Source organism: Marinobacter sp. MIT932201, assembly GCF_047123295.1.
Taxonomy (GTDB): domain Bacteria; phylum Pseudomonadota; class Gammaproteobacteria; order Pseudomonadales; family Oleiphilaceae; genus Marinobacter; species Marinobacter salsuginis.
Genome location: NZ_CP138917.1, coordinates 3,374,442 through 3,396,597, shown reverse-complemented (window position 1 = coordinate 3,396,597; position 22,156 = coordinate 3,374,442). Strand labels below are relative to the sequence as shown.

Annotated in this window: 19 protein-coding genes; 13 read left to right on the top strand and 6 right to left on the bottom strand. The window is 58.6% G+C overall.

The window, feature by feature from the left end:
- Positions 1-10: 10 nt before the first annotated feature.
- The gene (metK, locus tag SIC15_RS15685) at positions 11-1,201 is read right to left on the bottom strand and encodes a methionine adenosyltransferase (protein WP_069184429.1); all 1,191 of its coding nucleotides are present in this window, start codon (positions 1,199-1,201) and stop codon (positions 11-13) included.
- Positions 1,202-1,350: 149 nt separating this feature from the next.
- Positions 1,351-2,352: a metalloregulator ArsR/SmtB family transcription factor gene (locus tag SIC15_RS15680; RefSeq protein ID WP_069184428.1), complete on the bottom strand. Its 1,002-nt coding sequence runs from the start codon at positions 2,350-2,352 to the stop codon at positions 1,351-1,353.
- A 236-nt stretch (positions 2,353-2,588) separates the two neighbouring features.
- Here SIC15_RS15680 and tkt point away from each other — a divergent pair, with 236 nt between their 5' ends.
- From tkt to fba, 4 genes are all read left to right on the top strand, one after another.
- The gene (gene tkt / locus SIC15_RS15675; RefSeq protein WP_412536415.1) at positions 2,589-4,589 is read left to right on the top strand and encodes a transketolase; all 2,001 of its coding nucleotides are present in this window, start codon (positions 2,589-2,591) and stop codon (positions 4,587-4,589) included.
- A complete protein-coding gene (gene gap / locus SIC15_RS15670) occupies positions 4,589-5,620 on the top strand; it encodes a type I glyceraldehyde-3-phosphate dehydrogenase (protein ID WP_412536414.1) in 1,032 nt (343 codons plus the stop codon). Before tkt ends, gap begins: the two co-directional genes overlap by 1 nt.
- Positions 5,621-5,649: 29 nt before the next feature.
- Positions 5,650-6,810, top strand: a complete 1,161-nt coding sequence (locus SIC15_RS15665; protein ID WP_222465265.1) for a phosphoglycerate kinase — start codon at positions 5,650-5,652, stop codon at positions 6,808-6,810.
- A 224-nt stretch (positions 6,811-7,034) separates the two neighbouring features.
- Positions 7,035-8,099 carry a class II fructose-bisphosphate aldolase gene (fba, locus tag SIC15_RS15660; RefSeq protein WP_048496096.1) on the top strand — a complete coding sequence of 355 codons (1,065 nt, stop codon included), beginning with the start codon at positions 7,035-7,037 and terminating at the stop codon, positions 8,097-8,099.
- Between the two features lie 2 nt (positions 8,100-8,101).
- Here the strand turns inward: fba and SIC15_RS15655 are convergent, their stop codons facing one another.
- Positions 8,102-9,310, bottom strand: a complete 1,209-nt coding sequence (locus tag SIC15_RS15655; protein WP_228715154.1) for an MFS transporter — start codon at positions 9,308-9,310, stop codon at positions 8,102-8,104.
- A gap of 224 nt (positions 9,311-9,534) precedes the next feature.
- Between SIC15_RS15655 and SIC15_RS15650 the strand changes: the two genes are divergently transcribed.
- Positions 9,535-10,506: a DnaJ C-terminal domain-containing protein gene (locus SIC15_RS15650; RefSeq protein WP_412536413.1), complete on the top strand. Its 972-nt coding sequence runs from the start codon at positions 9,535-9,537 to the stop codon at positions 10,504-10,506.
- A 13-nt stretch (positions 10,507-10,519) separates the two neighbouring features.
- Complete coding sequence (locus SIC15_RS15645; RefSeq protein ID WP_222465263.1) at positions 10,520-10,864, top strand: chaperone modulator CbpM; 345 nt, start codon at positions 10,520-10,522, stop codon at positions 10,862-10,864.
- A gap of 12 nt (positions 10,865-10,876) precedes the next feature.
- Here SIC15_RS15645 and SIC15_RS15640 read toward each other — a convergent pair whose 3' ends face one another.
- Entirely contained in the window at positions 10,877-11,050 is a 174-nt protein-coding gene (locus SIC15_RS15640) for a DUF6435 family protein (RefSeq protein ID WP_412536412.1), read from the bottom strand.
- A 205-nt stretch (positions 11,051-11,255) separates the two neighbouring features.
- Here SIC15_RS15640 and SIC15_RS15635 point away from each other — a divergent pair, with 205 nt between their 5' ends.
- From SIC15_RS15635 to SIC15_RS15620, 4 genes are all read left to right on the top strand, one after another.
- Positions 11,256-12,716 carry a DUF5666 domain-containing protein gene (locus tag SIC15_RS15635; protein WP_412536411.1) on the top strand — a complete coding sequence of 487 codons (1,461 nt, stop codon included), beginning with the start codon at positions 11,256-11,258 and terminating at the stop codon, positions 12,714-12,716.
- Positions 12,717-12,798: 82 nt separating this feature from the next.
- Entirely contained in the window at positions 12,799-13,647 is an 849-nt protein-coding gene (locus SIC15_RS15630; RefSeq protein WP_412536410.1) for a DUF6502 family protein, read from the top strand.
- Between the two features lie 77 nt (positions 13,648-13,724).
- Positions 13,725-15,242, top strand: coding sequence for a DUF5666 domain-containing protein (locus SIC15_RS15625; protein WP_412536409.1), 1,518 nt, complete (start codon positions 13,725-13,727; stop codon positions 15,240-15,242).
- Between the two features lie 127 nt (positions 15,243-15,369).
- A complete protein-coding gene (locus SIC15_RS15620) occupies positions 15,370-17,310 on the top strand; it encodes a methyl-accepting chemotaxis protein (protein WP_412536408.1) in 1,941 nt (646 codons plus the stop codon).
- Here the strand turns inward: SIC15_RS15620 and SIC15_RS15615 are convergent.
- Positions 17,307-18,281, bottom strand: a complete 975-nt coding sequence (locus SIC15_RS15615; protein ID WP_412536407.1) for an NAD(P)H-dependent flavin oxidoreductase — start codon at positions 18,279-18,281, stop codon at positions 17,307-17,309. The genes SIC15_RS15620 and SIC15_RS15615 overlap by 4 nt on opposite strands.
- 126 nt (positions 18,282-18,407) lie before the next feature.
- On the opposite strand from SIC15_RS15615, the gene SIC15_RS15610 reads away from it, so the two are divergent.
- The 3 genes from SIC15_RS15610 to SIC15_RS15600 all read left to right on the top strand — a co-directional run bounded on the left by SIC15_RS15610 (position 18,408) and on the right by SIC15_RS15600 (position 21,060).
- A complete protein-coding gene (locus SIC15_RS15610) occupies positions 18,408-19,139 on the top strand; it encodes a DsbA family protein (RefSeq protein WP_412536406.1) in 732 nt (243 codons plus the stop codon).
- Positions 19,140-19,283: 144 nt separating this feature from the next.
- Positions 19,284-20,291 (top strand): rhodanese-related sulfurtransferase, encoded by a 1,008-nt coding sequence (locus tag SIC15_RS15605; RefSeq protein ID WP_412536405.1) that lies wholly within the window; start codon positions 19,284-19,286, stop codon positions 20,289-20,291.
- Between the two features lie 37 nt (positions 20,292-20,328).
- Complete coding sequence (locus tag SIC15_RS15600) at positions 20,329-21,060, top strand: YdiY family protein (RefSeq protein WP_412536404.1); 732 nt, start codon at positions 20,329-20,331, stop codon at positions 21,058-21,060.
- An 88-nt stretch (positions 21,061-21,148) separates the two neighbouring features.
- On the opposite strand, the gene SIC15_RS15595 is transcribed toward SIC15_RS15600, so the two are convergent.
- Positions 21,149-22,096 (bottom strand): YbgA family protein, encoded by a 948-nt coding sequence (locus tag SIC15_RS15595; protein ID WP_069184413.1) that lies wholly within the window; start codon positions 22,094-22,096, stop codon positions 21,149-21,151.
- Between the last annotated feature and the right edge of the window lie 60 nt (positions 22,097-22,156).

The following is a 22,156-nucleotide window of genomic DNA, read 5'->3' as shown; positions in this document are numbered from 1 at the left end:
CCAAATCGGTTTAGATACCAGCAGCATCCTTGAGAGCGGCGGCGCGATCGGTCTTCTCCCATGGGAAGGCAGTAAAGGTCTTGCCACCCACGGTCATCTCGTACGGATCGCGGCCAAAGTGGCCGTAGGCTGCCGTGGCCCGGTACATCGGATGCAGCAGATCGAGCATGTTGGTGATCGCATACGGGCGCAGGTCGAAGTTTTCGCGAACCAGCTGGATGATCTTGTCGTCGCTGATCTTGCCGGTGCCGAAGGTGTTCAGGGAAATCGACGTTGGCTGGGCAACGCCGATGGCGTAGGACACCTGGATCTCGCACTTGTCGGCCAGGCCGGCGGCAACAATGTTCTTGGCTACGTAGCGGCCGGCGTAAGCGGCGGAACGGTCTACCTTGGACGGATCCTTGCCGGAGAAGGCTCCACCACCGTGGCGAGCCATGCCGCCATAGGTGTCGACAATGATCTTCCGGCCAGTCAGGCCGCAGTCGCCCACCGGGCCGCCGATCACAAACTTGCCGGTCGGGTTGATGTGGAACTGGGTGTCCTTGTGGAGCAGTTCAGCGGGCAGCGCATGCTTCACAATCAGCTCCATCACCGCTTCTTTCAGGTCTTCCTGGGTCACGTCTTCATCGTGCTGGGTGGACAGAACCACCGCGTCGATACCGGCAACACGGCCATTCTCGTAGCGGCAGGTTACCTGGCTCTTGGCGTCCGGACGCAGCCACGGCAGCAGGCCGCTCTTGCGGGCCTCGGCCTGGCGCTGCACCAGACGGTGGGAGAAGGTGATCGGTGCCGGCATCAGCACGTCGGTTTCGTTGCTGGCGTAGCCGAACATCAGGCCCTGGTCGCCGGCACCCTGGTCTTCCGGCTTCTGGCGGTCAACGCCCTGGGCGATATCCACCGACTGCTTGCCGATGATGTTGATGATGCCGCAGGTGTCGCCGTCGTAGCCCACTTTCGAGGAGGTGTAGCCGATGTCCTTGATCACACCGCGCACCAGGTCTTCCAGGTCGACCCAGGCGCTGGTGGTGATTTCACCGCCAACGATGGCCACACCGGTTTTTACCATGGTTTCGCAGGCAACACGGGCGTGAGGATCGTCGGTCAGGATGGCGTCCAGCACGGCATCAGAGATCTGGTCTGCCAGTTTGTCCGGGTGGCCTTCAGAGACCGATTCGGAAGTGAAGATATTGTAGTCAGCCATAACGCATGCTCCTCTGTGAGCGATTCAAATTCAGGCCGGTAAGTGGCTTTCTTAAAGCGCTTTCCGGTATCCGGTTTGGTGGTCTGTGTAAGGATACGTAAAACTACGTATCCGTATATCAAAATTTGTTGATATTGCGATTCAGGTCGTCAAATCTGGCCGCTGTGTTTCCAGAATTCGCGAACCTGGATCTGGAAACCGTTTCGCAAGCCGATGAACAGCTGTTCCCCGGCTACCAGGCCAGCGTCCGCTGCCCAGCTTGTCAGCTCTTCCGGCTCGAAACCGAGCCAGAGATCACCGCAGTTTTCTTTGGCCCAGTCCTGGTCGTGACTGCACAGGTCGCTGATCACAAAGCAGCCGCCGTTGTTCATCAGTGCCGCGGCATCCAGGAAGATGTCAGCGGGGCTGGGCACGTGGTGCAGCACCATGTTGGCAACCACCAGGTCGAAGGCGTCGCCCCGGGCCAGCAGGGTGTCGGTTACGCCCTCAATCAGATCGATGTTGTTCAACCGTTCTTCAATACACGTGCGGGTTGCCTTGGCCAGCATGTCCCGGCTGTTATCAAGGGCAACCACATGTCCGCAAAGCTCAGCCAGAACAGGCAGAAAGGCGCCTTCACCGGGGCCGATTTCCAGGGCCGACTGCCACTGGTGCTTGCGGGACCGCTTGCGGATCATCTCCGCTACCGGCTCCGCATAAAGGTCAAAGGCAGCGATCAGCTCCTGCTGTTCCCGGAACTGCTCTGCATGGCGAGCAAAGAAGGCCTGGGACTGATCGGCACGCTGGGTGCGAATGGCTTCAATGCGTTCCTGCAGGTGCGGCGGCAGCGGCACCCGGTCGACCACCTCAAATATCTGGCGGATGGTCTGGTCGGTTGGCTTGTCGCTGTCCAGATGCAGCGGGCGGCGATAGAAGATCGCATTGCCTTCGCGCTGTGGCTCCAGCAGACCGGCCTTGTTCATCACTTTCAGGTGGTGGCTCATGCCGGACTGACGCATATCGAACAGCTGGCTGAGTTCCAGTACCCCGAAGGTATCCCTTCTCAACACACGCAAAATCTCCAGGCGCAAAGGATCCCCGCTCGCTTTGAAGATCGGGGCCAGTGCGTCCACGGAGGACAGGTTATCGGCGTGTGCGTTCATGGATGTCATGGCAACGAAGTTTAGGGTGCTTCGGGTGGTCAATCAATAGGCATATCAAAAAATTTTGATATAGATTTATCGTTCTTTGAAATCAGACCCTTTCGGAAATCCACAGGCAAACAATCGTGAAACAGGCGTATGCCGATTTGCCCCGGCACACACTAATCGGCGAAAATACGCGCCTCATTTTGATCGCCCTTTAATCACTACGAATTCTTTTCCTGCAAAACACTGGAGAAACGTCAATGCCGTCTCGTAAAGATCTCGCCAACGCCATTCGCGCGCTGAGCATGGATGCGGTTCAGAAAGCCAAGTCCGGCCACCCGGGTGCGCCCATGGGTATGGCGGATATCGCCGAGGTTCTGTGGAACGATTACCTGAGCCACAACCCGGCCAACCCTCAGTGGGCCAACCGTGACCGCTTTGTGCTGTCCAACGGTCATGGCTCCATGCTGCAGTATTCCCTGCTGCACCTGAGCGGTTACGACGTTTCCATCGACGACATCAAGAACTTCCGTCAGCTGCACTCCAAGACCCCGGGGCATCCCGAGTACGGCTACACGCCGGGCATTGAAACCACCACCGGCCCCCTCGGTCAGGGCATTGCCAACGCCGTTGGCTTTGCCATTGCCGAGAAGTCTCTGGCAGCGCAGTTCAACCGCCCAGGTCACGAGATTGTTGACCACTACACCTACGCATTCCTCGGCGACGGCTGCCTCATGGAAGGCATCTCCCACGAAGTGGCATCCCTCGCTGGCACCCTCGGCCTCGGCAAACTGGTGTTCTTCTACGACGACAACGGCATCTCCATCGATGGCGAGGTTGAGGGCTGGTTCACCGATAACACCCCGCAGCGTTTCGAGTCCTACGGCTGGCAGGTGATTCCCGCCGTCGACGGCCACGACGCCGACGCCATTCGCGCTGCTATCGAAGCAGCCCGGGCCAATACCGATCAGCCCACCCTGATTTGCTGCAAGACCATCATCGGCTTTGGTTCCCCGAACAAGCAGGGCAAGGAAAGCTGTCACGGTGCTCCCCTGGGTGACGACGAAATCACCCTGACCCGCGAGCAACTGGGCTGGCAGTACGGCCCGTTCGAAATCCCGGCCGACATTGCCAGTGCCTGGAATGCCCGTGAGAAAGGCGCCGTAGCCCAGTCCGAGTGGGAGCAGAAGTTCGCGGCCTACGAGAAGGCCGAGCCGGAGCTTGCCGCAGAATTCAAGCGCCGCATGGCCGGCGACCTGCCTGCCGATTTTGCCGAGAAGGCCCAGGCCTACATCCAGGAGTGCCAGGACAAGGCCGAAACCGTGGCTTCCCGCAAGGCTTCCCAGAACACCCTGAATGCCTACGGCCCGCTGCTGCCGGAACTGATGGGCGGCTCTGCCGACCTGGCTGGTTCCAACCTGACCATCTGGTCCGACACCAAGGGCCTTACCAAGGAAGATGCCAGCGGTAACTACATTTACTACGGTGTTCGTGAATTCGGCATGGCCGCCATCATGAACGGCATCGCCCTGCACGGCGGTTTCGTGCCCTACGGCGCTACCTTCCTGATCTTCATGGAATACTGCCGTAACGCCGTGCGCATGGCCGCGCTCATGAAGCAGCGTTCCATCTTCGTGTTCACTCACGATTCCATCGGCCTGGGCGAAGACGGCCCGACACACCAGCCGATCGAGCAGATGGCCAGCCTGCGCACCACGCCCAATATGAGCATGTGGCGCCCGGCCGACACCGTTGAATCTGCAGTGGCCTGGAAAGCCGCTCTGGAGCGCAAAGATGGCCCGACGGCCATGGTGTTCTCCCGTCAGGGCCTGCCGGCTCAGGATCGCGACGCCCAGCAACTGGCTGACGTGGCTAAGGGCGCCTACATCCTCTCCGACAGCGAGGGCACTCCGGATCTGATCCTGATTGCCACCGGTTCCGAAGTGGCCCTGGCCCAGGACGCCGCTGCCAAGCTGCGGGAGCAGGGCAAGAAGGTGCGCGTTGTTTCCATGCCGTCCACCGATGTGTTCGACGCCCAGAGCGCTGAGTACAAGCAGCAGGTTCTGCCGTTGGACGTGACCAACCGCATCGCCATCGAAGCCGGCATTGCCGACTACTGGTACAAGTACGTTGGCCTGGACGGTCGCATCATCGGTATGACCACCTTCGGTGAGTCCGCGCCTGCTGGCGAGCTGTTCAAGGAATTCGGCTTTACCGTGGACAATGTCCTGGAAGTGGCGGCTGAGCTGCTGGACGCCTGATGGCAGACTCTGCGCCTTTTCGTGTCGCCATCAACGGGTACGGCCGAATCGGCCAGTGCGTGTTGCGCGCGCTTTATGAAAACGGCTTTCGCGACCACCTGCAGGTGGTCGCGATTAATGAGCTGTCGGATATCGACACCATTGCACACCTGACCCGATACGATTCCACCCATGGCCGGTTCCAGGGTGATATTTCGGTATCGGGCCAGGATCTCATGGTCAATGGCGATGCGATCCGCGTGTTGAGTCATGCTGACCCGGCAGAACTGCCCTGGCGGCTGCTTGATGTCGATCTGGTACTGGAATGTTCCGGCGCCTTCTCAGATCGCGCCACGGCCCAGAAACATATCGATTCTGGCGCCAAACAGCTGCTGTTCTCGCAGCCGGCCGAGTCAGATGTAGACCGCACCGTGGTCTACGGTGTGAACCACGCCGATCTCACAGCTGATGATGTGATCGTGGCCGCCGCCTCATGCACCACCAACTGCCTCGTTCCGGTGATCAAAGTGCTGGACGACGCGTTTGGTGTGGAGCAGGGCAGCACCACAACTATCCATGCCGCCATGAACGACCAGCCGGTCATCGATGCCTACCACCATCAGGATCTGCGGCGCACTCGAAGTGCCCTGCACAACATCGTCCCGGTGGAAACTGGTCTCGCCAAGGGTATCGAGCGGCTGCTGCCCAACATGGAAGGCAAGTTCAGCTCGGTGGCCATGCGGGTACCGACCATGAACGTGTCCGCCATCGACATGGTGGTGAATGTGCGCAAGAGCACCGATGTGGCAGCGGTGAACAGCCTGCTAAAAGAGGCCGCCAATGGCCCGTTGAAGAGCATACTCGGCTACACCGACGAACTGCTGGCAAGCTCCGATTTCAACCACGACGCCCATTCCGGCGTGGTGGACGGCGGCCAGACCCGGGTAACCGGGGGCACCATGGTGAAAGTACTGTGCTGGTTCGACAATGAGTGGGGGTTCGCGAACCGGATGCTCGATGTCAGCAAAAGCTGGTTAACCAAACATTCTTAATCTGAAATTTTGTTGAAGGGACGAACGTTATGGCCATCAAAAGAATGACCGACCTCAACCTCGCCGGCAAGCGAGTGCTGATCCGCGAAGACCTGAACGTGCCGGTCAAGGACGGCAAAGTCTCCAGCGACGCCCGCATCCGCGCGTCACTGCCCACCATCAAGGCCGCCAAAGACGCCGGCGCCAAAGTCATGCTGATGTCCCACCTGGGCCGTCCGGAAGAAGGCGTGTACGACGAAGCTTCCTCCATGAAGCCTGTCGCCGACCACCTGACCAAGGTGCTGGGCCAGGAAGTTCGCCTGATCAAGGACTATCTGGACGGCGTTGAAGTGGCCGATGGCGAAGTCGTCCTGTTCGAAAACGTCCGCTTCAACAAGGGCGAAAAGAAAGACAACGAAGACCTCGCCAAGAAATACGCGGCCCTGTGCGACGTCTACGTGATGGACGCCTTCGGCACCGCCCACCGCGCCCAGGCCTCCACCCACGGCGTTGCCAAATTCGCCCCCGAAGCCTGCGCCGGCCCCCTGCTGGCGGCGGAACTGGAAGCCCTGGGCAAAGCCCTGGATAACCCGGCCAAACCGGTGGTTGCCATTGTGGGCGGCTCCAAGGTCTCTACCAAACTGGACGTGCTCAACGCCCTTGAGAAAGTCTGCGACTCCATCATCGTGGGCGGCGGCATCGCCAACACCTTCCTGGCCGCGGCCGGTCACCCGGTCGGTAAATCCCTGTGTGAGCACGATCTGATCGACACCGCCAAAGACATCGCCAGCCGCGTTGAAATCCCGCTGCCGGTCGACGTGGTTGTTGCCAGCGAATTCGCCGAGACCGCCACCGCCACCGTCAAGAACATCTCCGACGTCACCGACGACGACATGATCCTCGACGTCGGCCCGGAAACCGCTGGCGAATTCGCCCAGTTGCTGAAAAACGCCAAAACCATCCTGTGGAATGGCCCGGTTGGCGTCTTCGAATTCGACCAGTTCGGCAACGGCACCAAAGCCCTGGCCGAAGCCATCGCCGAAAGTGACGCCTTCTCCCTCGCCGGCGGTGGTGACACCGTCGCCGCCGTTGACAAGTACGGCGTTGCTGACAAAATCTCGTATATCTCCACCGGTGGTGGCGCTTTCCTGGAATTCGTAGAAGGCAAGACACTCCCGGCAGTAGCGGTATTGGAAGAACGCGGCGAGTAAACAAACAGAAGCGGTTCTGATCGGGCCCTACAACAAGACCAGAATCGCAAGGCAGGTGGAGGATCGCTTCCCGGGACTGTCTGCAGCATGGATGCTGCAGTCAAGCGTACATGGATGTATTCACAGCGTGTCCCGGGAAGCGATCCTCCACCTGCCGCAGCAGACTCCCAAGCAAGAAACGAACAGAATTCAAACATCCAAAGTCCAAATGAAGGAGACGACCCATGGCCCTGATTTCGATGCGGCAAATGCTGGATCACGCCGCCGAGCATGGTTACGGTGTGCCAGCCTTTAACGTCAACAACCTGGAACAGATGCGCGCCATCATGGAAGCCGCCGACAAAACCGATTCCCCGGTGATTGTCCAAGCCTCCGCCGGTGCTCGTAAGTACGCTGGCGCCCCCTTCCTGCGCCACCTGATCCTGGCGGCCATCGAAGAATTCCCGCATATCCCGGTGGTCATGCACCAGGACCATGGCACCAGCCCCTCCGTGTGCCAGCGCTCCATCCAGCTGGGCTTCAGCTCCGTTATGATGGACGGGTCCCTTGGTGAAGATGGTAAAACCCCCACGGACTACGAGTACAACGTAGACGTTACCCGTCGCACCGTTGAAATGGCCCACGCCTGTGGTGTCTCCGTAGAAGGCGAGCTGGGTTGCCTGGGTTCACTGGAAACCGGCCAGGCCGGTGAAGAGGACGGCATCGGTGCCGAAGGCACCCTGGACCACAGCCAGATGCTGACCGACCCGGAAGAGGCGGCGGACTTCGTCAAGAAAACCCACGTGGACGCCCTGGCCATCGCCATCGGCACCAGCCACGGCGCTTACAAGTTCACCCGTCCGCCCACAGGTGACATCCTGGCCATCGACCAGATCAAAGCCATCCACGCCCGCATTCCAGACACCCACCTGGTTATGCACGGCTCCAGCTCCGTACCCCAGGAGTGGCTGAAGATCATCAACGAATACGGTGGCGAGATTCCGGAAACCTACGGCGTGCCGGTTGAGGAAATCGTAGAGGGCATCAAGCACGGCGTGCGCAAGGTCAACATCGACACCGACCTGCGTCTGGCCAGCACCGGTGCCGTCCGTCGCTTCCTGGCTGAGAACCCGGCCGAGTTCGACCCTCGCAAATTCCTCAAGGAAACCATGAAGGCCATGACCGAAGTGTGCATCGCACGCTACGAAGCCTTCGGTTGTGCCGGCAACGCCAGCAAGATCAAGCCGGTTAACCTCGAGCGTATGTTCGAGCGTTACGCCTCTGGCGAGCTGGACCCCAAGGTAAAGTAAGCCTAAGAGACCGGAACCGAATCGGCCTCCGCATTGCGGGGGCCTTTTTGTTTGTGGCGCCAGGCCGCCAGGAAAATAAGCAGACCGATGGTTGCCGTCGTGGCCCCGACATAGCCTGTCGAAGACCAGCCGAAACCAGCGGTGATAGCCATGCCCGCCAGCCAGGGCCCAAGGGCGTTGGCAACATTGAAGGCAGCATGGTGAGAGGCGGCTGCCAGGTTCTGGGCGCCGTGCGCCACATCCATCAGATGGGTCTGCAGCGCCGGGCCCAGGGCGCCCATCATGGCGATCAGGAAACAGGCAACCAGCAGTATCGGAAGTGTGCCGGTGGTGGAGGGGAATACCACCAGGATGCAGGCGCTCAACAACAGGATGACGCCGACCGCCCGGAACCCCAGGCGATCGAACAACCAGCCGCCCAGCAGGTTGCCGGTGAAGCCGCCGAGCCCGAACACGGCCAGTGCCAGGGGAATCCAGTACTCTTCAACCTGTGTGACTTCCAGCAGTGTCGGCGCCAGGTAGCTGAACACGGCAAACATACCCGAGAAACCGATGGCGCCGATGGCCAGGGCGAACCAGATGCCGGCCCGGTTAAACGCGCGAATCTCGCTGAATGCTCCCTTCCGTTGTTCCTGCGGATCAGTTGGCAACACCGAAATCACCATGGTCAGCGTGAGTACGGAAATGAGCCCCACGAACATGTACACGTAACGCCAGTCCAGAGACTGCCCCATCCAGGCCGCCATGGGGTTGCCCAGCAGCAGCGCCAGGGTCAGCCCCATCATGACGCGGCTGACCGCTTTTGCCCGTTGATGGACTGGCACCAGGGACGCTGCTACAAGGCAGGCAACGCCGAAATACGCCCCGTGAGGGAGGCCGGCTACAAATCGGGCAATCATGACCCCCGTGTAGTCCGCCGCCAGAGCACTTGCCAGATTCCCTGCCGCATAAAAGGCCATCAGCCAGATCAGCAGCTGGCGCCGGAAAAAGCGGGCTCCGATCACGGCCAGCAGCGGCGCGCCCACGACAACCCCCAACGCATAGGCGCTGATCAGATGTCCTACCTGTGGTTCCGTGACGCCGAGATCCTGCGACACATTGGGCATCAGACCCATGATGGCGAATTCACCGGTACCGATGGCAAATCCACCAAGCGCCAATGCGAATTCAATCAGGAAAATCCGGAGTCTTGTGGCTGGTTCGCTGCTCAAAAAGCTCTCCCTGGCGCTGGTTTAAAGAGTAAAACCGGTAATTCTCACCTCTACCGGAACGAGATGCCATACGAGTTATCACAGTGGGGTGGGTCACAAGCTCTCACGTGTTTGATCTACCGCAACTGCGCAGCACCGGGTGCTTGTAATTTCGCTGCCAGCGTCAACTATAGGTAACAAAGATCAATTGTTGATCACCATGATGATCAGTAACGAGGAGTGCCATGGACTTCAAAGACTATTACGCCGTACTCGGTGTGAGTGAGTCTGCCTCCGCCGAGGAGATTAAAAAGGCCTACCGGAAGCTGGCGCGGAAATACCATCCGGATGTCAGCAAGGAGGAAGATGCGGACACCAAGTTCAAGGATGTTGGTGAAGCCTACGAAGTACTGAAAGATCCTGAGAAACGGGCGGAATACGACCAGCTGCGCAAATACGGCGCCCGGGCGGATGGCTCCTTCGAGCCACCACCGGGCTGGCAGAGTGCATCCGGCTTCGGTGGCGGTGGATACACCGAGGCCGATGCCCGCCAGTTTAGCGACTTCTTCGAGGAGATCTTCGGTGGTGGCCGTCGCGGCGGCTTTTCCGGTGGCTTCGGTGGTGGCGGTTTCCGCCAGAACATGAGAATGCGTGGTGAGGACGTGCACGCCAGGATTGCCCTGTTCCTGGAAGAGGCGTTTCACGGCTGTGAAAAACAGGTGTCTTTCGCGGTCCAGGAGCCTGATGAGCATGGCCGGGTGATTCCCCGGCAAAAGACCCTGAAAGTGAAGATTCCCGCCGGTATGCGCGAGGGCCAGAACATCCGCCTCAAGGGCCAGGGCTCGCCGGGTATTGGCGGCGGGGAGCCAGGTGATCTGTTCATCGAGGTTGAGTTTGCGCCGCATCCCCATTTTTCCGTGGAGGGCCGGGATGTCATGGTGACTGTGCCGATAGCGCCGTGGGAAGCGGCTCTGGGGGCAACGGTGACGGTGCCGACTGTTGGCTCGAAGGTGAACGTGAAAGTGCCCAAGGGGTCCACCAGTGGCCGGAAGCTTCGGCTCAAAGGCAAGGGCTTTCCGGGCAAACATCCGGGCGATCAGATTGTTATCCTGCAGATCGCCATGCCCGAGAAACACAGCGCCGAAGCTGAGAAGCTCTACGAGCAACTTGCGGAGGCCGAGAAGAACTTCAATCCACGCAGCAAGCTTCACGTGTGAGCGGGAGTAAGGTATGAGCAAGCAAGATCATATTCTGACGGTCGAGGTGCTCGATCAGGATGGCAGCACCTTCACCCTGCGTGAAATCTGCGAGCGCGGCGAGTGCCATGCAGAGTTTGTCATCAAGCTGGTGGACTACGGTATCATTGCCCCGGTTGAGGAGTCACCGGAAGCACGGCAATGGGAGTTCGATGTCGTCGCCCTGAGCCGGTTGCGTAAGGCTCAGAGGCTGCAGCGGGACCTGAAAATGAATCTGCCCGGTCTGGCCATGTCACTGGAGTTGCTCGACGAGGTGGAGGAGATGCGTCGGGAAGTGGGCCGTCTCAATCATCGCATCCGGCAATTGATGGGGGAGTAAACGCTCCCCCGCTCATTTCTTTTCTTCCAGCGCCTGAATCTCGGCGTAGATTTTTTCCGCCTCTTCCATAAGCGTACCGTGAGTTCTCAAATCGCCGTTGCGCTGGGCATCCAGTGCTTTGGCGAGTTTGGCCTCGTATTCCTTCTGCAGTTTTTTCTTCGGATCGCCTTTCATAAATCCCAGCATGGTGATGACCCTGTTTTGGCTGACTGTTCAGAGCTTTACGCTCTCTGCCCTATAAAGTTCACAAAATTTTCATGATCAAAAACTGGACAGCCCAAAAAAATGGGAATAAATTCCCAATTAATGTTTTGGGAAAATAATCCCAATAATAATTCGGGTGGTTCTCGGTGACTGCCCGCGGATGCAATAACAAGCCTGGAGAAGAACGATGAATCGCAAACCTTTAGCAGTCGCAGTGAAGTTGGCCATGACAGGGGCTCTGGCCGGTGCCCTCGCCGCTTGTGGCGGCGGTGGCTCCGGAGACACCTCTACCAGTGGCACCTCATCGGGCACCAGTGTCGGGGCGGTTTCCGGCTTCGGCAGTGTTTACGTTAACGGTACTCGCTTTGAAACCAATGGCAGCGTTAGCAGCGACGACGGTCTCGAGCGCGAGGACCAGCTCGAAAAGGGCATGATCCTTAAAGTTGAGGGCGACTGGGATGACCGTGGCCAGGGCCGGGCCGACAGGGTCAGTTATGACGATACCCTGCGCGGCCCGATTTCCGGAATGAGCTGGGACGATGTCACCCGCACCGGAAGCCTGACGATGCTGGGCCAGACTATCTCATTGGACGGCAAAACGGTCTTTCGTGGCGCCACCCCGACGGCTCTCGCCGGCAATCCCCAGGGATATCGGGTAAGGGTCAGCGCATGGCGCCTGGAGGATGGCGGCTTCCGGGCCAGCTTTGTTGGCGCTCGTGCCATCGGCCTTGATTTCGATGACGACAACGAAGTGGAAATAGAAGGCGTTGTCGCGAACCTGGATACAAGCGCAGAAACTTTCACCATCAATGGTTTCCTGATCGATTACACCAGCGCTGTCGGCGATGACGACTTCTCCCTGGATGATCTGGCAGATGGAATCGTGGTGGAAGTCGAAGGCTACCTTGACGGCAATACCATCATGGCCGAGGAAATCGCCGACGAGGACGACCTATTCGACGATGACGATGATGTCGAAATCTCCGGAAGCATTTACGACTATGACTCTGCCAGCCGTCAGTTCTCGATAAATGGGGTACGAGTTCAGATTAACGGCGGCACCGAGTTCGACGATCTCCGAGAGAGCAGTCTGGCCGATGGCCTGTTCGTGAAAGTGGAAGGGGATTTCCGCGAGGGTGTCCTGGTGGCCGAAGAAATCGAAGGCCGTGAGTCTGACACAGAGCTGGATGGCCGCATTGAGTCCATTGATCTGGGCAATGAATCCATGCTCGTCAGTGGCGTTCGGGTTCAGCTCACCAGCAATACCCTGATCGATGACGACGATGATGATGACGATGACCGTCGCAGTCGAGTTCAGGACGTCCAGAGCCTGCAGGTGGGTGACTATCTCGAAATTGAAGGCCGCCAGCGCAGCAGTGAGGGCGGATTCCTCGAAGCCCTCAGCATCGAGCGTGAGGATGACGACGATGATGACGATTTTGAACTCGAAGCACGGGTGACTGCGATCGGCGCCGAGTCGATCACCATCATGAATCTTGAGGTGCTCCGCAATGGCTACAGCTTTTCAGGCGCCCAGGTTGGTGATGAAGTGGAAATCGAGTACCGCCAGACCAGCGGTGGTCAGTATGAACTGACCGACAATGTCGAAGTCGAGGACGATAGTGACAACGACAGTGATGATGATTGACCAGTGAGCCGAGGGTGCGGGCCAGACAGTTGTCGGCCCGACTCCTGGCTTTCGAAGTCGCTATGGGAATACAATCCCAAACATGAAAAAGACCAACCCCCTGCATCAAGCGCTGTTCCGCATTCTGCGCCCTCTGGCGAGGTTGCTCTTGCGGAACGGCATCCCCTTCGGTGAGTTCTCGGAGCTGGTGAAACGTGCCTACGTGGAAGCCGCCCTGGAGGACTTTGCCGACGGCCGCCGAAAGCCCACGGATTCGCGGGCTGCGGTTATGACCGGGCTGACCCGTAAGGAAGTAAAGCGCCAGCGGGAGATCCTGGCAGGGGAGGATTCCGGGAGCCGCGATGTGCTGCATACCAACCGGGCGTCCCGGGTGGTATCAGGTTGGGTCCATGATGCGGTCTTTCAGGCCGAAGACGGAGAGCCAGCCATCCTGCCTTTCGACGGGGCGGGGAGTTTCAGTGAACTGGTCAAACGCTACAGCGGTGATATGCCGCCCCGCGCAGTGTTGGATGAACTTCTTCGGGTCGGTGTGGTGTCGATAGACGGCGAATCGGGCCGGCTGATTCTGCAGCAAAGGGCCTATGTACCGGCTGGAGACAGCGAGGAAATGCTGCAGATTTTCGGCGAAGACGTATCCGATCTCATAGCGACCATCGATCACAACCTGGTCAGTGGCGAGCCCGGTCAGCCACCACTGTTCCAGAGGACACTGACCTACAACAACATACCTCCGGAAGTGATGGAGCGCTGGCGGAAGCACGCAGCTGCCCAGTCCCAGGCATTGCTGGAGCAGCTGGACAACTGGCTTGGTCCCCATGATCGGGATATATCAGGGCAGAAGTCTGGCTGTGACTCCGGGGGGGCGGTCCGCACCGGCGTGAGCATCTTCTTCTTTGAAGAGCCCGCCGGGAAATTGCCGAAAGGAGACTAGTGGCATCTCCAGCAGGTGTTCTGATGATGCTTTGAAATCAAGGCCGGCCGGGAACGCCGGACAGGGAGAGAAAAGTTATGAAACGGCAACTCCGCAATCGTGTTTTCAAGCTGGCCGCCGGCACAGTGGCCTTCGGGGTGATTTCCGCCTGTGGTGGCGCGGGCGGGGGAGGCCTTGATGTTGCCGATGGCGGTATAAGGGGCACCGGGTCCAGTGTTGGGCCGGTTTCCGGGTTCGGGAGTGTGTTCGTTAATGGCGTCGAGTTCAGCACCGATGACATTCCGAACCGGGAAGTCGAAAGCGACGATGGCATCACCGCTGAGAGCTTGCTGAGCGAGGGAATGATTCTCAGGGTTGAAGGCGAGTGGCGCGATGATGGCACTGGGACGGCCGAGACGCTCAGTTACGACGACACGTTGCGGGGTCCTGTCGGCCAGGTGACTGCAGATCCAACAGGCGCCGGTGAGTTCGTCACCTTGTCGGTCATGGGGCAGTCAGTGCGGGTAGATCGGCAGACGGTGGTGCGCGGTACAACCTACGCCGCCCTGCTTGGCGGATCCCAAATCACCGGTCATGTCCAAGTCAGCGCCTGGCGTCAGGCCGATGGCTCCTATCGGGCTGGCTACATCGAGGTCATTAATCCGGATCTGACAGATATTGAGCTGGAAGGCACATTGTCAGCGGTGGATGTATCCCAGAATCAATTCACTATTGGCACGATCACCGTTCAATACGATGAAATCAGCGCCAGTTTCGGGTCAGGACTGACGGAGGCGGATCTGGTCAATGGTGCTGTTTTGGAAGTTGAGGGAGAGCTCAACGGGACCACGCTGTTTGCAACTACGATTGACCGGGACGACGCCCGACGCTTCAGTCGCAACAGTGCCGACGATATCGAATTCACGGCAGTCATTGATGCTTCCTACACACCTTCCGGAGCTGGCCCTCGGCCGGGTGAGTTTACGATGGGAGGCCTGACCGTTCGGGTAACAGATGCGACCGAACTGGATGACAGCATTACTCTCGACGAACTTACCGAAGGACTCCTGATTCAGGTGGAGGGGCAATTCCTCTCGGATACGGTTGTTGAGGCTGAGGAAATTGAACTTCGGGACGGTAATGCGAAGGTGAAGGGAGTGGTTTCTACTCCAGCTGACAATGTTTTCTTTATCGGTGGTGTTGAAGTTCGGGTTTCCTCGACGACAGTCTTCACCGTTGAGGATGGCTCCGGTACCTCACTCCAGGCTCTTCCAATTGGCACCACAACCGTTGAGGTTGAGGGCATTGAGAAAGAGCAGGGTGTAGACGTCTTCATTGAAGCGTTGAAAGTAGAAGTCGACAACGAAGTTGCAGACTTTGATGATCGAAACCTTTTCGAGCTTGAAGGGAAGCTCACGAACATCACCCCAAGCACCATCACTGTTCTCGGCGTATTGATCGATGCCGGACCAGGCGCTTACGACAGTAATCCTCAGAGTGAGATCATTGATCGTTTCGATGATGGGGAGATTTTGATTCTCGAAGTTGAGTATTCGAAGAACGGGAACGACCTCATCGCCGACGAAATTGATCTGGAAGAGAACGATGACGATTAACTACAAAACCCGTACATAAAAGCGCGCTATTCAGGCCCGGGTTTTGCTATACATACGGACAAGCCAAGCAGGGACGCTGTTGCCGACTGTGCAGGATGCATGAAGCAAACATGCTAGCGGAGTCCGTATGTCACTCAGTTTTATCAGGCGGCTGATCTCAAGCCGCCTTCTGCGGCCGGTATTCATAGTTCTGGTCGTTGCCGGTCTGGTTCAGGTCCTGGTCAGCCAGTGGCTGATTTCCAGCCAGGTGGAACGCCTGGTAAACACCGCAGGGTCCGCCCTTGAGGCGAGCAGTCAGCAGGTCAGCGCCTCGTTTGGGGATACCCGCGAGGATGTCCGGACCCGCCTGGAGACCATGCGGCAGAAGACCACCGAAGAACTCTCCGCCGAGCTCACCCGCCAGCAAACCGCCCAGCAGGAACGCGTTGCCGGTAACGTTCGAACCGCTGTTATGGCCGAAGCCCAGGGCCTGGCCGATGTGCTGGCTGCGGTCGCCGCTCCGCTGATCTGGGATCGGGATGTCCCCCGCCTGACTGATCTGGTGGAACTGGCCGACGCCCGAGAGTCGGTTCTTTTCGCGGTTTACTACGACCAGTACGGTGAGCGACTGACCCGCTATGTGGATCGCACCGATGATCGGGTACGCACCTTAATGGAGCAGGGGGAAGGTCGTGGTGCGGCAAATCGGGTCCTCGATGCGGCAAGCCGTGACCCCAACGTCGTCATCATTACCGCTGATATTGCTCCCCAGGGGTCGGCCATTGGTCAGCTTAAGCTGGGTTTGTCCCTGGAAGGCATTAACCGGGATCTGGCCGCCCTGGAAGAAGAATTCAGTGCCACGATTACCGGTAGCATAGACGCTCTTCGCGACACCCTGGAGGCGGAAACCGAGCAGGTGAACCAGCGCCTTCAGCAGCAGCTGGCGGGCATGGACTCCGATACCCGCTCCAGAATCCAGAGCACTGTGGAAGCGCTGAATGCCGAAGCCTCAAGCCTTTCGGCCAACCTGAGCATGCTCGCAATCGGCTCTGTGGTGGTTCTGATCCTGCTCGTTGCATTGGTCCTGGGTGGCGGATTGCTGCCACGGGTCTTCCGTCTAAGCTCGGCGATCTGGGGAATTGCCGACGGTGAGGCAGATCTTACCCGCCGGGTATCCATGAAAGGCAAGGATGAGCTCACCGAAATGGCCCAGGGTGTAAACCGGTTCATTGCCCGTATCCAGGAGCTGGTTTCCGACGTCAAGGAGTCGGCCGAATCGGCCGCTGGCCAGGCCCAGGCTCAGGGGGATATCAGTCGCAGTGCGGTGGCCGCCGTGAATCGTCAGGAGCAGGAGGTGGCCGAGGTGTCCGGCACCATGGATGCAATGTCCCGGAGTATTTCCGAGGTGGCTGAAAACATCCAGGATATCGCCGGTTCGGTCAGCAACGTCAGTGCCGAGAGTGAGGCCACCGCGGGCATTTCCCGGGAAGTTCGGAACCGGCTGGATCAGGTGGTTCGTAACGTTGAGCAGGCCGTGGAAGCGGTCAATCAGCTGGACCACCAGAGCAAGGAAATCGGATCGGTGCTGTCAGTGATCGGTGCCATCGCGGAGCAAACCAACTTGCTGGCTCTGAACGCCGCTATTGAGGCCGCGCGCGCCGGTGAATCCGGTCGGGGCTTTGCCGTGGTGGCCGATGAGGTCCGCACCCTGGCGAGCCGCACCCAGGAATCCACAACCGAGATCCAGTCCATCATCGAGCGCCTTCAGCAGGGCAGCCGGCAGGCGGTGAGCGCCATTGGCGAGGTGTCGGGGCAGGTTGCGGAGTCTTCGTCAGAGTTCCGTCGGGCGGATGAGCATTTTGATCGCATCAACCAGTTGCTCAGCAGCCTTCAGGATCGGGCCATGGCCATTTCATCCGTGGCGGAAGAGCAGGGCCGGCACGCCAGTGAAGTCAGTGTGAGCGTGAGCGATATTGCCGGCTCTTCCCGCCAGACGGTCGAAGCCATTGAGCGCTCCGACGAGGCCAGCGGCCAGATTGCCCGGACACTGACCTCGCTGAAGGACAAAGCCTCGCAGTTCCAGGTTTAGGTGCCTGAAGATAGCAGGCGTTCCCGGGCGCTTCTGTATTCGTCGGCCAGGCGGCTCACCAGGTCCGGGACGGTGAGCACATCGTGGATCTGGCTGACCCCCTGGCCGGCGGACCAGACGGTTTTCCAGGCCTTGGCTTCATCATCGATGGGCTTCAGCTTTTCCCCGTAGTTGATCTCGCCGGCCTGGTTCAGCTTGTCCATGGGGAAGCCAGCCGCCTCCAGACTCTGGCGCATGAAGCTGGCGGGCACACCGGATACCGCCGGTGTGTGAATAATGTCGCCAGACACCGCCTCAATGATCATGTTCCGATAGGCCTCGTCGGCCTGAGACTCGAAGGTGTTGATAAAGCGGGTGCCCAGATAGGCCAGGTCCGCCCCCAGCGCCTGAGCCGCCAGCAGGTCCTCACCATGTGATAGCCCGCCAGCCAGCAGAATCGTGCCATCAAAGACTTCCCGGATTTCATGCACCAGCACGAACGGGTTGATGGTGCCCGCATGGCCACCGGCACCCGCTGCCACGGCGATGATGCCGTCGACGCCCGCTTCTGCAGCCTTGCGGGCATGCTTCTGGTTGGTCACGTCGTGGAACACCACGCCACCATAGCTGTGGACCGCCTCCACCACCTGGCTGGCGGCGCCCAGAGAGGTAATGATGATGGGGACCTTGTGTTTTACGCACAGCTCAAGGTCTGCCTGCCAACGGGGGTTGGTCCGGTGCACGATCAGGTTTACGGCATAGGGGGCAGTTGTTACATCCGGATTCGTGCTTCGAAAAGTATCCAACTCCTCATTCATCTGGATGAGCCAGTCTTCAAAGCCTTCGCTGGTGCGTTGGTTCAATGCCGGAAAACTGCCAACAATGCCCTCCTTGCAGCAGGCAAGCGCCAGTTCCGGGCCAGAGATCAAAAACATGGGGGCGGCCACCAGTGGCAGTGAGAGCGAGTCTTTCAGGGACGCGGGCAACGGCATGAGGATTCCTTAATTTTTGTTGGAACTTTTGTAGGATATAAAGGATCTTAGCGTGCCTGGCCCGATCTGAAAACGGTCGCGAGCTAATTAATTCCGGAAACCACAAACAGAATAAGGAGTCCTTCCATGGGTGAAGCAAAACGTCGCAAGGAAACCGGCGCACCGCCTCCCCGAAAAGCAAAATCCAATAAGCCGCTGTATGCCGGTATTGGTCTGCTGGTTCTGGCCGCCGTGCTCCTCGGTGTCTTTTTCCTGACCGCCGCACCCGAGCCGACCTCTGACGAACTGCCCGTCGCCGCCCCCAATGCCGATGATTTCCCGGCCCAACTGGACCAGTACGGCGTCTCTGTTGGCCCCGAGGATGCCCCCGTAGTGGTGCGTGAATTTGCCGACTACCAGTGCCCCGCATGTGGCAGCTTTTCCTCTGCCAGCAAGCAGTTGAAGGAAGAGTATGTGGAGGCGGGCCAGGTTCGCTTCGTCTACTTTGATCTGCCATTGCAGCAGCATCAAAATGCCATGCCAGCGGCCCAGGCTGCCCGGTGTGCCGGGGATCAGGACGCTTACTGGGCCATGCACGATCGCCTATACGATTCCCAGACCGAATGGAGCGGCTCAAACGATCCGGTTGCCACCTTTTCTCGCTACGCCGGTGATCTGGGCCTGGAGGAACGGCGCTTCCGCCGGTGCATGACTACCGAGTTGCACCGTGAAGCTGTCGAGCAAAGCCGCCAGGTGGCCATGCAACTAAGAGTCACCAGCACACCAACGGTTCTGGTGGATAACATCCGCCTGACTCGTCCCGGCTGGGGTCAACTTTCTGCCGTGGTTGAGCGTGAACTGGCCAATGAGGCGGACTGACGCTTTGTTCCAAGGGTAACCCCGCACTTGATCGTGAGCCTGAGTTGGTTAAAATTTGCGCCCTCTCAGGCTCCGGCCTCCGAGACTTTCTAACAGTTACCAAACCATGCTCCGGATTTACGATCCGGCCCGCAGGAGAAAATGATGAGCAACAACGTTGTTGTCTGCGCACTGTACAAGTTCGCAGTTCTGAATGATTACAAATCCCTCCGCCAGCCCCTGCTGGACCTGATGCTTGAGAAAGACGTGCATGGCACTTTGCTGCTGGCGCGCGAAGGCATCAATGGCACTATTGCCGGCAGCCGAGAGGGCATTGATGCCGTGAAAGCCTGGATCGCCAGCGACGAGCGGTTCGACGGCATTGATTACAAAGAGTCTTTTGTGGACATCCAGCCGTTCAAACGCACCAAAGTGAAGCTCAAGAAAGAGATTGTCACCATGGGTGTGGAGGGTATCGATCCGAAGCGGATTGTCGGAACGTATGTTGATCCGAAGGAATGGAATGATATGATTTCCGATCCTGAGGTTGTGTTGGTGGATACCCGCAACCAGTACGAAGTGGCAATTGGCACCTTCAAAAATGCTGTCAATCCGGCCACCGATACCTTTCGGGAGTTCCCGGAATACGTGAACCAGAACCTGGATCCTTCAAAACACAAGAAGGTGGCCATGTTCTGCACCGGCGGTATTCGATGCGAGAAATCCACCGCGTATCTGAAGGAGCAGGGTTTCGAGGAGGTGTATCACCTCAAGGGTGGAATTCTGAAATATCTCGAAGAGGTGCCGGAGGAGCAGAGCCTGTGGCACGGAGAGTGCTTTGTATTTGATGACCGGGTTACGGTCAACCATCGGCTGGAGCGCGGAGAATACGACCAGTGCCATGCCTGCCGCCGGCCGATCACCGAGGAAGACAAGCAGCGTCCCGAGTATGAGCAGGGTGTGAGCTGCCACCAGTGCATCGATTCGCTGACCGAAGAGCAGAAGGCCCGGTTTGCCGAGCGTGAACGCCAGATGCGTCTGGCGGAGGAGCGGGGTGAGGCCCACGTTGGCGGCGAGGCGGCGCGCATCATAGCTGAGCGCAAGGCCTGGAAAAAGGCCGAAAGAGAACTTCAGGCGCGCAAGAGCCTGGAAGGCGAACTTGGGGTCAGATGAACCTTTCATCTGACCCCCTTTTCAGACAGGAGACTTCATGGATTTACGACAGGCCGTAGCTATTACCGCAGTTGTTATCGCGCCCTTCGCCAGTGCGCAAGAGGAAGACAACTGGAAGGGCGAAACCGAGCTGGGTGTTTTGATCACCTCGGGCAACACCGAAGAGACCAATATCAAGGGGCGCCTGGGGCTGGTCCATGAAGTCGAAACCTGGCGTAACACCGGTGAATTCCGGACCAATTATTCCGAGACCGACGACGAAACCACCGCCGAGGAGTACCTGGCTGCACTGGAGACGAACTACAAGTTTGATAAAAACCATTACTGGTTTCTGCGGGGATCCTACGAGGACGATCGTTTCTCCGGCTACGATTTCGAATCCACGGCAACCACCGGTTACGGTAACCGGGTCTGGACCTCTGGCCAGCGCTCTTTCCTGGATCTCTCCGTCGGTGGCGGTTATCGCTATAACAGGCTTGAGATGGTCAACGCCGAGGGTGATGATACCGAAAACGAAGCGATTGCCCGCCTGGCAGGCAAGTTTGATTACGCCCTGTCAGCCAGTTCCCTGTTCCGCCAGAAGCTCAGCACGGAAATCGGCCTGGACGACAGCAACACGGTCACCGAATCGGAAACGTCACTTCAGGCGAACGTGATCGGGAATCTGTCAATGAAGGCGGCGTTTCGGGTGAAGCACCTGTCGGATCCCCCTGCTGGTTCTGAAAACACCGACACCGAAACCTCGCTGTCACTGCTGTATGGATTCTGAGTAAGCGCATGAACTCGGGGTCAGATGAAAATGAGGTCAGATGAAAAGTTCATCTGACCTCATTTTCATCTGACCCCAGCTTCAAGCTTCATACGTTGTTTCTGAGGCCCAGCTCATCCGGATAGGGTGTGAGGTACTGCTGGGCATGCAGGTAGTCCACCGGCTCCCTTCGCTGAGCCATGCGCAGAAGGGTCATCGGAACCACCAACGGCACCTCGCCCCGGCGGTAAGCCTCCATCTGCTCCATCAGTACCTTGCGGTCTTCATCACCCATGGAATCCCTCAGGTAGCCCATCAGGTGCTGCATGGCGTTCATGTGTGAACCTCGGCTCACCTTCTTGCTCATGGCCTCCATAAACTGGTGGATGTAGCGCTCCGCAATAGCTTCCAAAGGTTCGGATTTCAGGTCTCCCAGCATGGGGCCGAGCTGGCGGTAGATTCGCTCCGAGTGGGCAAGAAGCTGAAACTTGTGGCGGGTATGAAACTCGATCAGCGCCTGAGCGGAAAGCTTGTCGCCGGCCACGTTCTGCATCCAGTCGTCGTAGGCAAATACACGCTCAATGAAGTTTTCCCGGATCATGTCGTCATTGAGACGTCCTTCTTCCTCCACCGGCATCAGCGGATAAGCCTTCAGCAGCGCCTCGGCGAACATGCCCCGGCCATCGCGGCGGATGACATTGCCATCCTCATTGTGGACCTTGATCCGCTCCATGCCGCAGCTCGGGGACTTGGCCATCAGGATGTAGCCGCGCAGGTCAGCCAGGGTGGGCATGACCTGGTCGATAAAGCCCTGCATGGCATCGGTATGGTCCGCAGCCCCCTTGGTTTCGATCAGGCGCAGGCCCTCACTGTACTCGCGCAGGTGGATGGCAGGGCGTGGAACGCCCAGGCCCGCTTCCAGCTCGGGGCAGATGGAGCGGAAATCAAAATGCTTTGAAAGCACTTGGGTGCAGTAACGGGAATGTTTATGGCCGCCGTCATGGCGAACTTCCTTTCCCAGCAGGCAGGTGCTGATTCCGACAGGGATACCGCTCACGTTACTCTCCATTCATCAGGTCGGTCCGAGGGTGAAAACTGTCTTTGTAATACGTGAATT

Coding starts and splice junctions, on each gene's coding strand:
- metK (WP_069184429.1), bottom strand. CDS start 1,201: ATGGCTGACTACAATATCTTCACTTCCGAATCGGTCTCTGAAGGCCAC.
- SIC15_RS15680 (WP_069184428.1), bottom strand. CDS start 2,352: ATGACATCCATGAACGCACACGCCGATAACCTGTCCTCCGTGGACGCA.
- tkt (WP_412536415.1), top strand. CDS start 2,589: ATGCCGTCTCGTAAAGATCTCGCCAACGCCATTCGCGCGCTGAGCATG.
- gap (WP_412536414.1), top strand. CDS start 4,589: ATGGCAGACTCTGCGCCTTTTCGTGTCGCCATCAACGGGTACGGCCGA.
- SIC15_RS15665 (WP_222465265.1), top strand. CDS start 5,650: ATGGCCATCAAAAGAATGACCGACCTCAACCTCGCCGGCAAGCGAGTG.
- fba (WP_048496096.1), top strand. CDS start 7,035: ATGGCCCTGATTTCGATGCGGCAAATGCTGGATCACGCCGCCGAGCAT.
- SIC15_RS15650 (WP_412536413.1), top strand. CDS start 9,535: ATGGACTTCAAAGACTATTACGCCGTACTCGGTGTGAGTGAGTCTGCC.
- SIC15_RS15645 (WP_222465263.1), top strand. CDS start 10,520: ATGAGCAAGCAAGATCATATTCTGACGGTCGAGGTGCTCGATCAGGAT.
- SIC15_RS15640 (WP_412536412.1), bottom strand. CDS start 11,050: ATGCTGGGATTTATGAAAGGCGATCCGAAGAAAAAACTGCAGAAGGAA.
- SIC15_RS15635 (WP_412536411.1), top strand. CDS start 11,256: ATGAATCGCAAACCTTTAGCAGTCGCAGTGAAGTTGGCCATGACAGGG.
- SIC15_RS15630 (WP_412536410.1), top strand. CDS start 12,799: ATGAAAAAGACCAACCCCCTGCATCAAGCGCTGTTCCGCATTCTGCGC.
- SIC15_RS15625 (WP_412536409.1), top strand. CDS start 13,725: ATGAAACGGCAACTCCGCAATCGTGTTTTCAAGCTGGCCGCCGGCACA.
- SIC15_RS15620 (WP_412536408.1), top strand. CDS start 15,370: ATGTCACTCAGTTTTATCAGGCGGCTGATCTCAAGCCGCCTTCTGCGG.
- SIC15_RS15615 (WP_412536407.1), bottom strand. CDS start 18,281: ATGCCGTTGCCCGCGTCCCTGAAAGACTCGCTCTCACTGCCACTGGTG.
- SIC15_RS15610 (WP_412536406.1), top strand. CDS start 18,408: ATGGGTGAAGCAAAACGTCGCAAGGAAACCGGCGCACCGCCTCCCCGA.
- SIC15_RS15605 (WP_412536405.1), top strand. CDS start 19,284: ATGAGCAACAACGTTGTTGTCTGCGCACTGTACAAGTTCGCAGTTCTG.
- SIC15_RS15600 (WP_412536404.1), top strand. CDS start 20,329: ATGGATTTACGACAGGCCGTAGCTATTACCGCAGTTGTTATCGCGCCC.